The sequence below is a fragment of the Winogradskyella pulchriflava genome, from assembly GCF_042434315.1.
Lineage (GTDB): Bacteria > Bacteroidota > Bacteroidia > Flavobacteriales > Flavobacteriaceae > Winogradskyella > Winogradskyella pulchriflava.
Genome location: NZ_JBHLTQ010000018.1, coordinates 1 through 13065 on the forward strand (window position 1 = coordinate 1; position 13065 = coordinate 13065).

Annotated in this window: 13 protein-coding genes; 1 reads left to right on the forward strand and 12 read right to left on the reverse strand. The window is 35.8% G+C overall.

The annotated features are described in order from the left end of the window. The first annotated feature begins 107 nt into the window (after nucleotides 1-107). A complete protein-coding gene (locus ACFFGA_RS15040) occupies nucleotides 108-1307 on the forward strand; it encodes a site-specific integrase (protein ID WP_386065264.1) in 1200 nt (399 codons plus the stop codon). Here ACFFGA_RS15040 and ACFFGA_RS15045 read toward each other — a convergent pair. The 12 genes from ACFFGA_RS15045 to ACFFGA_RS15100 form a co-directional block, all read right to left on the reverse strand. Continuing rightward, on the reverse strand, nucleotides 1304-2140 hold the full coding sequence (locus ACFFGA_RS15045; RefSeq protein ID WP_386065266.1) for a tyrosine-type recombinase/integrase: 837 nt from the start codon (nucleotides 2138-2140) through the stop codon (nucleotides 1304-1306). The genes ACFFGA_RS15040 and ACFFGA_RS15045 overlap by 4 nt on opposite strands. 51 nt (nucleotides 2141-2191) lie before the next feature. Next, a complete protein-coding gene (locus tag ACFFGA_RS15050) occupies nucleotides 2192-2503 on the reverse strand; it encodes a hypothetical protein (protein ID WP_386065268.1) in 312 nt (103 codons plus the stop codon). Further along, complete coding sequence (locus ACFFGA_RS15055) at nucleotides 2504-2782, reverse strand: hypothetical protein (protein ID WP_386065270.1); 279 nt, start codon at nucleotides 2780-2782, stop codon at nucleotides 2504-2506. 190 nt (nucleotides 2783-2972) lie between these two features. Beyond that, nucleotides 2973-3140 (reverse strand): hypothetical protein, encoded by a 168-nt coding sequence (locus tag ACFFGA_RS15060; RefSeq protein WP_386065272.1) that lies wholly within the window; start codon nucleotides 3138-3140, stop codon nucleotides 2973-2975. Between the two features lie 416 nt (nucleotides 3141-3556). After that, nucleotides 3557-4441: a phosphoadenosine phosphosulfate reductase domain-containing protein gene (locus ACFFGA_RS15065; RefSeq protein ID WP_386065274.1), complete on the reverse strand. Its 885-nt coding sequence runs from the start codon at nucleotides 4439-4441 to the stop codon at nucleotides 3557-3559. Nucleotides 4442-4611: 170 nt separating this feature from the next. Next, nucleotides 4612-5016 carry a hypothetical protein gene (locus tag ACFFGA_RS15070; RefSeq protein WP_386065276.1) on the reverse strand — a complete coding sequence of 135 codons (405 nt, stop codon included), beginning with the start codon at nucleotides 5014-5016 and terminating at the stop codon, nucleotides 4612-4614. Nucleotides 5017-5139: 123 nt separating this feature from the next. Next, complete coding sequence (locus ACFFGA_RS15075; protein ID WP_386065278.1) at nucleotides 5140-5292, reverse strand: hypothetical protein; 153 nt, start codon at nucleotides 5290-5292, stop codon at nucleotides 5140-5142. A gap of 160 nt (nucleotides 5293-5452) precedes the next feature. Further along, a complete protein-coding gene (locus tag ACFFGA_RS15080) occupies nucleotides 5453-7240 on the reverse strand; it encodes a hypothetical protein (RefSeq protein WP_386065280.1) in 1788 nt (595 codons plus the stop codon). Then, complete coding sequence (locus tag ACFFGA_RS15085; RefSeq protein ID WP_386065282.1) at nucleotides 7237-9171, reverse strand: BACON domain-containing protein; 1935 nt, start codon at nucleotides 9169-9171, stop codon at nucleotides 7237-7239. Before ACFFGA_RS15085 ends, ACFFGA_RS15080 begins: the two co-directional genes overlap by 4 nt. Nucleotides 9172-9174: 3 nt before the next feature. After that, complete coding sequence (locus tag ACFFGA_RS15090; RefSeq protein ID WP_386065284.1) at nucleotides 9175-12123, reverse strand: phage tail tape measure protein; 2949 nt, start codon at nucleotides 12121-12123, stop codon at nucleotides 9175-9177. Continuing rightward, complete coding sequence (locus ACFFGA_RS15095) at nucleotides 12123-12494, reverse strand: hypothetical protein (RefSeq protein WP_386065286.1); 372 nt, start codon at nucleotides 12492-12494, stop codon at nucleotides 12123-12125. Before ACFFGA_RS15095 ends, ACFFGA_RS15090 begins: the two co-directional genes overlap by 1 nt. Nucleotides 12495-12605: 111 nt before the next feature. Continuing rightward, nucleotides 12606-12860 (reverse strand): hypothetical protein, encoded by a 255-nt coding sequence (locus ACFFGA_RS15100; RefSeq protein WP_386065288.1) that lies wholly within the window; start codon nucleotides 12858-12860, stop codon nucleotides 12606-12608. Nucleotides 12861-13065 lie beyond the last annotated feature (205 nt).

The following is a 13065-nucleotide window of genomic DNA, read 5'->3' on the forward strand; positions in this document are numbered from 1 at the left end:
AATCCTGTCGAGGTCACTAAAGATTTAAAGGCGGAGTTTTTACCATTTTCAGAATGGTTAAAGGCTTCGCCCTTAGTGGTTTGTACAACTATCAAAAAAACAGCAGCATGCAGACAGGTTTATCTTATCATGAAATTGTCCCACAAATTGTCCCACAAAAAATGAATGGGAAACTTAAATACAAAATTAGGATAAAAAAAGACTACACTAGAGACGACGGTACTAATGCGTTGTATCTAGATATTACCTATAATGGAGATAGAAAAAAAACCAACCTGGACATAGCTGTGCCTATTAAGTATTTTGATGAAAAAAACCAACGAGTAAAAAAAGGATTTCAGCACGCAGACGCTTATAATTTATTGATAGAAAAAACCTTGGCCGACTTAAACACTATTGAAATTAATTATAAATTATTTAATGAAACGATTACGATTTCAAAAGTGTTAGAAGACCTCTACAGTCCATCATTAAGAATAAATTATAATGCTTTTGCGCAAAACTATTTAAACAACGAGTTGGCGGAAGGGTTTATCCAAAAATCAACATACAGACAGCAAAACGGTTTTATTGAAAAAATGAAACGCTTTAAGGACCCTATATTGTTTTCTGAAATTGACGCTAATTTTATAAAAAAACTAAAGGGCCATTTAAAAAAAATAGGAAATAAAAAACCAACAATTGAGGGTACTTTAAAAAATTTTAAGAAATTTCTACGTGCAGCCAATGATAAAAATATAAGCACTAAAATAAAATACACTCAGATTAAGGTTGGGAGTATGAAAGGTGATTTTACGTTTCTGCTACCCGAAGAGGTGAAAGCGCTTTATGATTTCTATAACTCGCCATTTATAAACTCTACATGGAAAAATATATTGCAGCGCTATTTATTTAGTTGTTTTACCGGTTTGCGTATTGGTGATATAGAAATTATTAGTGAAGAGAATTTTATTGATGAATACCTTGTTTGGCAATCTAACAAAGGAGGAAAGTTTAATAAAATTAAAATAAACGCAACAGCTAAAAGCTTAATAAACTTTCCTCACATTTTTAATGGGCAATATACCAGGGAGCACATTAATAGAGAATTAAAACTCATTGCTAAGGCTTGCGGAATAAAAAAGCGATTATACTATCATAGTAGTAGGCACACGTTTGGCACCAACTACTTAATAGCCGGAGGTTCTTTAGTTAATTTAAAGAAAGCACTAGGTCACAGTAAAATAGAAACAACCATGGTTTACGCTCATGCAGTAGAGTCTATTATGAACACAGAAATTGAGCTGATGGATGGTATTATCAGCTAAGCTGCTATTTTTGATGAAATACGATTATCAGCCAACATTATTGCCTCCATTAAATCTGACGTTTTTAAATGAATATATCGTTCGGTAGTCTCTAGTTTGCTGTGGCCTAAAAATTCACTAAGAAGTTTTATGTCCATTCCATTACTCAATAGATGTGTAGCACGGCTATGCCTAAGGCAATGAGGTGTTATTTTTCTAGATATGTTGGATTTATCTAACGCACGCTGTAAAATTTTTCTAATACTACTTGCATTGTATCTGGGCTTTGCTTGACCTTCAAAAAGATACGCTTTAGGCCTATACTTTTTATAATATGATCTAAGTAATTCATGAAGGTCTTTAGAAAAAGGTATAATTCTACTTTTAGCGCCTTTACTAAATTTTATATGTAAAGTTCTGTTTGATCCGTTGATGTGGTTAATGTGAAGATTTATAACTTCTGATATTCTTAAAGCGTTAAAATAGATGGTTGAAATAATAGCTTTGTGCTTTAAGTTAGAAATATTACTTAAAACCAAAGCAATTTCTTTTTCGCTTAAAATTTCTGGTAATGCCTGAGCGGATTTAATTTTTGGCAACCTTACTATTAACCCAGGTTTAGGAATAACACCTTTATAGAAATGCATTAAAGCTCCTTGGGCTTGTTTTTTGGCAGATATACTTTTAAATCCTGAAACAAATTTTAAAACTTGTCCATAGGTAGCGTTGTACGGATCGTTGGTTGTGTTAAAAAATAATTCAATAATTCGAGTATATCTATATATTGTTTTTCCTGTACACGAAAGCGAAATATATAATTTATATAGTTCAATAAGTTCTGTTTTTGTTTTCATAATTGATTAATTTTTAGTTAATTAAATAAAAAAGGTTGGGTTATCAGGTAGTTAGCAAACATTGCTCGGACAATTTTCATTATCACATTGATGTTTACCTGGTCTAACTAAGGTAAGTTCTTGCTTACAACTTCCGCAAAGAGCAACGGATTTGCTAACAACGGGTATAGAAAATAAATTAAACTCGGTTAGTTCTTCTATTGTAGCTTCTATTCCGAGTTTAAACATTTCTAACCCTGTTTCCCTACCGTTTGTGTTTTGTAGATGCATTGTTTCAATCCATTCTACAAGTTCTTCTTTTGTTTCAAATTTTCTCATTTCAATTCCGTTTAATTTACTTCCCATACCCAAGTACGTTAGCATTCATTTGCCAACGCTCTTATAATCACGTATTTTTTCAGCATCATCTTTAGACAAACCAAATCCTATCATTTCCATTGGATTCCAATCAGCAACTTCAAGATAAGGTGGTAGTTGTTCAGGTATATTTTCACAATTCCAGAACCACCATTGGTCACCCATACTTTGAGGCGTTGCGTGTTGGTAAGTGATTCCTAATTCTTTCATTACTTTTTGCGGGTGTTCTTGCTTTACATTATTGTAAGGAGCCCATAAAATGTCAAATCTTAAATGTTTAGTCATAATTTTAGTATTTATTGCCAACGCTAAAAACGAAATGCTAACACCGTATAAAATTAAGTGCTTGTACTTGTTTGGTTGGCTTGTGTTTAATTCAAATTTAATATTTTATTCGCACGGTGGAAATTCTACCGAATTTCGCACCTAATCTTATACCTGTAACGTTGGCTAGAATAGCCACAAGGGCACGCAATCAAATCATTAATTTTTCAATGTCTTTAATAAAACTACGAACTAATTCAATTTTGGATATTGTCATACAGGATAGTCCAAGCGCCCCATCTTTAACTTGTTCTTCAAAGTTTTTTTCTAAATCAATTAGTTCTTTTTTATACTTATTTAATAATTCATGGTGTGTCATAATGTTCGGTTTTTATTTATACAAAATTAATAATTTAAAAGATTGCTTATTCTAGCCAACCCGCCAAGTATAGGCTATGCATCGGCAATCTTAGGTTAATATTTATTTAATGCAGTTATTAACTTATGGCTACTGCAAGCCAACATTGTATAAGTGTCATAGATGCACAGCCGACGTTTCTTATGTGTATGCTGCGCATCCACGAAACTTATACTTTGCGGGTTCACGGGCATAACCTCAGCAACAGCATTAAATCCTCGTTCCTCGGTTTAACGCCTTATGCTTCACATACGGAAACAAAACTACGTTCGTGCCTCTCTACATTTTTCCTGTTCCCTAATGCCCGTGAACGAATCTCAGATACAAAAAAAAGAGGCTAGCGGTTCCTATCGTCACCGACTTTGGATTAGGCTCGTTTATGTCTCAACTAATGTTTTTCCTATTGGATTATTCATACAAGTGCTACACATTATCATGTTGCTTTCAGAAAACATATTTGTTTGACCGTACTTTTCTAAAATCCATTTTTTTGGTGGGCTTTCTTCATAACCCCAACTAAAATTAGTATTATCTGTTAACCACTTTTGGATTCTGTTTAATTTATCCCAAGTACTAGGACTTGCTATTTTGATTTCACTTAACTCACCTTTACCAGCAAAACAACCACAAAAACATTCACCACTCATTCCAATAGCTTTAGATATTGGCGATCTATACCTTGTAAGTTTATTATCTTCTGCAAATGCATGTACCTCACTATTTGTCCATTCATTACATATATTTACCCAAATATTATTGCCGTTTATTGTAATATCTTCACTTGTACCCATCCTTCTAACGCTTTCGTATTTTCTTGCGCCACTTATAATTATGATTGGTCTATTGTGCTTACCTTTTCTAATGCTTGAAATTATAGAACTTACTGTATGGTCTTTTAACCAACGGTACATCCAGTTATGAGCAGTTTTTGTTTTACCTGGAAATCCATGTTGTTTTACTACTTCAAAATATGTGTTATGGTTTTCTTTTTTACCATTGTAAGGTGGGGCTTTGCAAATCCATTTTAACCCATAAACATCTTCAGCAACTTTTTTACAATTAGACAAAGTTTCTGGTGCTGCAATTGTTGTATCACAAGTAAAAGCTGCATCTACGTTAAAAAACATAGTTGCTAATTTTAAAGCTACATTGCTATCAAACCCAGTTGTTAATCCAACAATAACCGCATAAGGCTTGAAGTCTTTTTTAATACGCTCAGCCAATGTCTTTGACCATTCTAATTTTTCTTTGTAATCTGTCATTATTCCATCGTTTAGTTTCCTACTGTATGTGGGTTACGACCCGTGAACAGTAGATATATTTTATCGCCTTTGGGCGAAGCCTCTTTTTTTTGTTTGCCACCTATTCTGTTTACCGTGATTTTCTGCTAAAATCCCTCTCACAGTCGGCGACAAAACATATCTGAGATTCGTTAGCCACAAGTGCTAGGTTCGTGTGTTAATTCAAGTTCAGTTCCAGTAATCGCAAAAAATAGATTCTGCAATTCATGAAGGTGCAACACATATTCTCGATGTATATCAGTCATTGGGTGTGGTAACCTTCTATCTAATAATTTAAAACTGCCTCTTTGCCACCTCAAAAAACCGCCATTAGTATATTCCACCTCAAAGCCGTAGAGTTTCAACATTCCGTCAGTCAGCTTTATAGGTTCTAAATCCTTGTAGTATTCGCCAGCGTGAAAGCCTTTAAATTGCACTACGTCTTTTTTTAGTTCTTCTATTTCAAAGTAGGCATTTTCAATATTACAACCGTCAGCGTGTAGGGCGGTTTTCTTTATTCCTACTAAGTTTCCTATTCTTAAATTTTTTGCTTCCATTTCGTTTTATAATAAAAGTTTGTTCTTAAAATTCCGCACCAGATGGCTAACACCACCTATACGTCAGCTTCCTGTCGTCAGCCGAACGCATAGCCTTGCACGTAAACAATAACCAAAAACCACTTACTCTTTTCTATACCAAAGTATATAATCGTGGTTTTGTGGTATAATATTTATAACTCTGCTTGGTGAAATACCATTAGTCTTTAAAAAAGTGTTGATGCTTTCTTCTAGATTAGTGGTTTGGGAAAACTTTTGTGATTTTATAACTTCCAAAATACTATGATTTAAAACACAAAAAACCCTTTAGTAGCAGTGTCACCAAACTACATAAAGGGCTTTTGTCCTTAGAATTAATTCTAGTTAAATATGTTTTACTGTGACACTGAGCGTCAAATATATAGAATATAATCTAAAAAATAGAAAAAAATCTATTTTAAAATGTTTCGGCTGTCATTTCTACGTTGTACCATTCTGTAGATAGTCGCTGTTTTCTTATAGAAACTATAAGGCGTTTGGTATTGTATTTATACTCGCCTTCTTTTATGTTAATAGCTTCTGTGTAATGCATTTTGAAATTGTCTTTCACTGTTTCGGCATTGGCTCGGAATTGTAGCCAGAGTTTCCAAAAGTGATTGTACACGTCTTGAGCTGTTAGGGTTTGGTTGTTGTAACTTTGTATGGCTAGATTTTCGCCTGCTATGGTGCCATTATACAATATTAGCATTATGTCTTCCTCGTCTTCTGGATACATTGCTGTTACTATATTATAGTTATCTCTAACTTGTAATGGCTGAAGCTCGAAGGGTATTGTTGATATTTCGGAAGTATTAAAATCACTTTCGTTATAGGTTTGACCTGTTTTGTTCACTAGGACGAATTCGTCGTTTGGATAGTGAAGCTTAAAAAGGTTGTTGGTATTGGTAATGCGTTTTGGCTTGGTGTCTTGTAAATGTGAGCGATTCTTAAAGGTAAAGTTGGGTAGATTATTTTCTAAAAAATCTAAATACACAGCATTATCACTATAAATGACATCTAGGTTTAACCACGATTTTATTCTGTTAAAGAATTCTCTAAAGGTTAAGTCTGGCAAATAATCTGCAATGGTATAAACGGTTGGGAATATATTAAGCTGGCCTTCTTTGTACTCGTAAGTAAAATGATTGTAAGAGGCTATAGATTCTGACTGCTGTACTAAATGAAGCTCTACATCTATATCGTTAAATATATTAGTGTTTATAATATTGATGTCTAAAGTTTCATTAATGACTACTGTGGCATTTTCGCTAAAGGCTTCGTAAAGTGTTACACCGTCTTGTACTACTGTAAGTTTAAAATATTGTGCCATAAGGCTACTCATATTTATTCTTATTTTTAGCTCAAAAGAACCTACATTGGTTGGTGTGTGGCTTTGCTTGTAGATATTTATGGTCTGGCCGTTGACTTGGGTTTGGCTCGTATATGCCGAAAAACTATAATTAAGGTATTGCGATGACGCAAACTGCTCCATAAAATTTTGAGGCACCAATAACAGTTTTTTTATAAACTCGTTTTGTACCATTTGTCCTCTAATCTCTAATCCTTCTGATTTAAAACCTACTTTTAAAACTTCTAATAAATAAGTCATTGGTACCATGACGTTTTTATTTACAGCCACAACTTCTTCGTCTATGGTTTCGTTGGCGTTTTCCTGAAAATACCACTCTTCCTCTATATCATCGTACTTGGTGTTGTTTAAAAAATACTCAAAATGCTTGTAGTTAGATTTAGAGCTCAGATCGTCTCTAAATACTTTTACAAATTGGTGTGTGGCTGTTGGCCAAGCTGTATCTAATTGAGATAGCGCAAAGGTGTTAAGGTCTGGTGTGGCAATGGTAACAGGAAAAGGTAAATCTTTTAGTTTTTTGTCGAAAACAGACAAGGTTTCTTTTCCGTAAAAAAATGTGATTTCGGCAGTATCGTCCTCAATTTCGTTAATAGACAAATACGCGTCGTAAAACGTATTGTCTATTTGTAATGTACCGTAGATTTTTGAAGCATAATCTGTTGCTCCTTCAAACTCTACTAAGCCTAGTTTTTCTGAAATTTCCTGAGTAAGTTTTACTGAAGTAGGAAAACTATAACTTTTTGTGGTGGTCTCGGTAAAATAGTCATTTTCTTCGGTAAAGGTTAATCCGAAGTTGGTTAAATCCCAATCCCAAGCTACTGTAGAAAATTTAATCATTTAATAATGGCTTTTGTAAATTTTAGATTATAAGATCTATAATGTGTTTTGGTTTTATAGGTTTCTAGGTTTTTTGTGCTTAGAATAATCTCTACTGGTGCTCCGTTGCGGTAGATGTAAATGTGCTTAGACTCTAAAATCCTAGCTAACCAATCGTATTCTGCTTGCGTGTAGATGTAACCTGTGTTTAAGGTATATTCTACACCACTATCTATAGTTACAACCTTGGTGTGTTTATTGCCTTCGTCCTGCACTTCGGTAGTGGTGGTTTTGGCTGTTGGTGTTTCGGTTAAAAAACCTGTACACTCAAAGAATTCGTATTTTTTCCATTCGTTTTCAAAAGCAATAATGGTTTGCTCTATAGCATTGTCTTTTATATTAATTGTGGTTGTAAATCCTGCCCAAGCTACTTCTATTTGGTCACCAGCCGACAAGTCTAAATCTGCCAAATTTAATATAGCGTTGTAGGTGGTAAGGTCGTTAGCGATAGAGGTTGTAAAAGTGCCTGAGTCTGAGCCAGTAACTACGATTTGGGTTGGTGCTTCCTCTAGGTTTACTGCAGATAAGGATATTACAGCATCTTTTGTAAGGTTTAAAATTGCTGGTGTATAGCATATTTTGTTTGTAACGCTTGGTGTGGTACCTGTTAAAAACTGAAGGTTGGTATAATTAGCCAAGGCGGTTGTTGCGCCAGAAAATTGCGCTTTATTATACGCGTTGATATTAATGTTTACCGGATTAATACTATGTATAACTCTTGTGGTAAGCGTTGCTGTTGGTATTACTGACTTTAAAAGCGCATTAGTTTCCATACCAATAAGCTGTTTTGCTAAACCGTTTTGGTAAGGAGCGCTAAGCTTATAAACGTGGTTAGATGCTCCGTTGCTGGCAATAGCTTCTATGTATAAAAACATATTAGGAAATACGTTAGTCACCTGAAGTTTATTGCGGTCGTCTGCATAGTATAAGGTTTCTGAGGTGATACCATCTAATAAAAAAGGTACTATAATAAGCTCTACAAATACTGTTTTTTGAATTCCCTCGCTTACAAACACAATTTCGGATAAATAAGGTACTGTAGTATCTGTAAGTTCGTCGCTATCTACAGTTACGGTAACGGTAGATATACCAGATGTACCAGATGATGCCGATACAACGCACCACGCTTCTGATGATGTTAAGGTCCACGCATCGCTAGCCTCAATGGTGATGGTTTTTTCTGTGGTGTTTTCTACCTCTAACTCTGAAATAAATTGCAAACTACCTGGTGATACATATAAATAGGTGTCCTCAGTATCGCCTTCTGTTACCAATAAGGTAACGGTTGCTACTCTTGGAATACCCAAACCATCTGTTACCTGTAAAATAGCTTGGTAGTCTCCAACGGTTAAACCGGCTGGATTAACACCAACAAAAACCGAAGCACTACCATAGCCATTAGCTTGTGATAATGTTACCCAAGACTGTGAGCTTACAATATTCCAATTACTATCTGAGGCAATAGATAAGGTTTGGTTTTGTGGGTTAGAGCCACCAACCAAATAACTAAAGGGCAATACTGAAGGTGTAAGGGTAAGCTGTGTGGTGTGTATTACCTCTAATTGTACTAAATAATTATCTGAGGTTACTGTTATTGTGCCAAAAACAGGTATGTTAACCTTAAACCTTAGCTTAATATTATCTGAGTAATTGCCTTCTGCCATGGTAAAGGCATAAGTTGTATTAACCGAAAGTGTGAAGTATATTTTATCGTCTGCAGCAACAAAATAAGGGTTAGACATAATAAGCCATGGTGGCATGCTTATGGTTTCTATTTGAGAAGCCGAATTAACAAACAGTTCTGAAGATATATCATAGGTTACGGTTTGCGACAGTGGTGTATAATACTGTTGGTAGTTAAACGCTATTGGAGAAGGTGGGTTAAAGGACATATTCTATGTTTTTGATGCTGCTATGGTTTGGTCTAGTTTATCTGCTAAGGCTCTACGTTGTTGCTCGTCTTGAAGCGTGTAAACAACGGTTGCTTTTAGATTTTTCATAGTGTCTATGAATTCTAAAAGGGTTTCGTCTGATAGTACTACATTATTAGTTGTGGTACTTGGTGTTTCTGTTGTGGTGGTTGGGTATTGCCCTTTTTCGTAACCAGGTGTTGGTTTTGAAGGTCGCTTACCAGCCAATTCTAAAATATAATCTACAATTTGTGGATCCATTTTTTTAAAGGTTTGCGGATCTACAATAAGTTCTGGCATTTCACCAGCTAAAAAAGTTTTTGGTGTACCAACGATTTGTGTAGTTGGTGCTCCGCCAAAGGTTGCATTAAATACTTTACCGTCTTGTGCTCTTGTAACAGGGTAAAGTCCTTCTTCAAAGCCCTGTATGGTTGTTGCGGCAATAGAAGCTAAGCTTGTTATTGTCCTTAATTTAGAAGCAAGTATTAAAGGTTTTGAAATTGCTAAACCAGCAGGACCTAATGCGGCATAAGTTGCGGCTATGGCGGCTCGTTCTTGTTGCCCTTTTAAAAACACATCTGTAGCTGCAACGGCTTTATCTATAAGAAATAAAGCTTTTGCTAGACCACTAGACTCGTCTAACATTGATTGAAGCAAACCTATACCTGTATGAATTGCGTCGGATTTAGCATCTGCTAATTCCTGCTCTGCTTTTATTTGCTCTTCTTTAAACTTTTTATCTTGATCGGCAAGTTTCTTTTTTTCGGATTTATCTTTTTCTAAACGTTCTTCTGCATATTTATCTCTAATTTGCTGTAACTCGAATTGTAAAGCGTCTTCAAAACCAGCTTTAAGTTCTTGGTCTTTTCCTGCTTCTTCTATAAGCTTAGCGTACTCTGCTTCTTTTCGTAGAATTTCCTCTTCTTCAGCCTTAACCGACTTATCGAGTTTATTAAGTTCTTCTTGAAGTTCTTGCTCTTCTTGAAGTGCTTTGAGTTGCTCGTATAATTTTTTACGAGAATCTAATACTTTTTGGTCTTCTGCGGTAAGCTCGTTATCGTTACCATTACCAGATACAGGTTGTTGGTTGGGTGTAGTAGGTGCATCTGGACCAGTAAAATCTTCGAGGGTTTTGCGCTCTAGTTTATTGTTGCCAGCAAAGGCATCTGCTATTTCCTTTTGGTCTTCGAGGGCTTTTTCTTTTAGTTTGGTGAATGAGTCGCCTATATTAGAGATAAAGCCATTCATTCCTTTTTTTATTTGGTCTGTATCGAAGGTAAAAATGCCTGAAATAATATCTCCAAGACTACCAAATTGGTTTTTTATAAGTGAAATGCCTTCGCCTATAATCTCAAAAGCATAGGTGGACATGGTACCTATTGTTGTAATAATACCAGAAAACACACGGCTTTCGTTATTAAGATCTACAAACCAATTGTAGATGTCTATACCAGCCTTTAAAATGTCTATAAGCATTTTTGTACCAAAGAGTTTGGCTTTGTCTATAAGTAACCCAAAGCCTTTATCTCCTGTAGAGAATAGTGCAGACGATACCTGTTTTAACTCTGTGGTGGCTTTTACTTGTTGTTGGGTTATTTGCTCACTTTCTGTTAGCTCTCTTTGGTTATTGTTTAGGGCAATGTCTAAGGCTTCAAAAACCTTAATAGCTCCACCAGCGTCTTCACCTGCACCACGAAATAAATCTGCTGTTAATTGGGCATTTTGCTGAACATTTAAACCTGTGGTTTCTGCTTGGTTGGATATTTCGGCTAAGGCTTCTTTGGTGGTAATTTCGCCTTGCTTAACACGTTTTAGAATACTATCTGTAAATGGTGCGCCAAAGGCGTTTACTAATGCATCTCTGGTTGCTGTGGTTTGCTCTGTTAGTGATAAATTAGCTTCTTTAATAGCGTCTGGTAATTTATCGCTATAAATTTTAAGGTCGTAACCTGTTTCTACAATATTAGCAAACTCTTGAGCTGAAAAACCAGCCTGATCAAATAAAACAGGATATTCTTTAAGGCTATCAAAGAATTCGTCATTATTTTTTTGTCCACGTACTAAACCGTTTTCAATACTATCAAAGGCTTCGTTAAAAGAAATATCGAATTGTTTGGCTAGTGTTGCAGCCGTTTCCATGGTTTCCTTAAAATCTACATCAAAGGTTTCTGCAAGTGCTTCGCCACGAATACGTGCTTGGTCTGCGGCTTGGTCTGTAAGTCCTGTGATTTGTGTGGTAAGGCGTAGTGCCTCTACGACTGCCGAATTATAATCGAACCAAGATTTTGCGGCTAAACCTATACCAGCTAAAGCGGCTATTGCTGCACCTATTGGTGTGGCTATAAATGCTAATGCAGCTTTGGTTGCGCCACCTATACCAGATTTAATGTCTGCAAAGCCTGTTTTAACATCGGCAAAGTTGCCCGATTTCATACCTGAAAATAAGGTTGCAAAACCTGATGTTAATGTGGTGAGTGCGGCATCTTGCTCACCCATTGCTTTAGCGGTTTCGCGTGTTTCTTTGCGTAGCTCGAATTGGCGGTTTTGTACTGCGGCTAATTGGTTGCTGTACTGTTTCCACTCTTCGGTTTGTGGATCTAAATTATTGAGTATGGCAGATAGCTTGCGTGCTTCTTTACCAAGCTGGCTCATGGTAAGGTTATTAATGCCTATCTCTTTGGTAAGTGCAGCCATTTTGGTTTTGTTGTCTGTAATGGCTTTGTTGTTGCTATCGATTTCGGTTTGCAACTTTTTGTACTCTTCGGTGTTTTGCTTATTGGCTTTTTCTAGTTTGCGCGCTTGGGCTTCTAGGTCTGATGTTGCTGTGGCTAACTTGCGGTTGGAGCGTTCTAGTTTATTGTATTCTGCTTGGGCTTTGTCTCCGTTGACTACAATATTAAATTTTAGGGTTTCGTCTGTAATCTTTTTTGCCATTATAACTGAATATTGTGTTGGTTAGCAATAAGATTTTGAACGCTCTCTGTAAGGCCATACTTAGTTTTTGCAATAATATTATTGAAATGTGTATAGATAACCTTATTGTGTACAGGTATTGGCTTGCGCTTAATACCGTTAATGGTTTTCATATCTATAAAACGCTGTTGCATAGCGTGGGTAAATTGTAGCGTTGTGCCAGTAACGGTATAGCTACGACTAGCGATTATAAGATTTTTAGAGTCTGGATTTTTAGCGGATAGCACACGGTCTTGTGCTTGAATTATGTTTTTGGCTTCTTCATCTAATACCTGAGCGATGAAGATGTTGCTAATAATGTTTTTACCGCTTAATGGTGTGTTGCCTTCCATATAGCAATTTTATGCTAATATGGTTGGTGTTAAAAGGACAGTTTACAGTTGGAAGCTGGAAGCTGGACGCGTGAAGGTGAAAGAAAAAAGCCCTCTTGTGAGGGCTTTGGTTTAAATGGTGTTAATACCTGTAAGGTTTGGCTCGTAATACATCTCTAATGTAAGGAGATGGTTGTAAAAGTGGCGGAACAGGTAAAAATTGCTGTGTCGCTCTTGTGGTGTGTAGCCAAATTGCTCGCTTAATTGTGCGTTTTGGTAACAATGCATTAGGAATGTTTTGAGGTCGCCAAAGCCTATTTGCTGTTGAATGTCCTCTACGCTCTGTATTATGAGCGTGTTTTGGTTTGAATTTTCTGGGTGTGACATAAGAAAATATTTAAAAAGTTAATAAAACGAGAGCGTAGCTCCCTTCGAGTTGTCACACCCACCAATTACCTAAGTAAAAGGAATGAAGAGAAACTACGCCTTTATTGTAGTTAATTATCTCGTAAAATTATCATTGAATACTTAGGTTCAATGGATGTGACGAGACAAATATAGTAAAATATCTTTTAAAAGTGTGATAATTGTT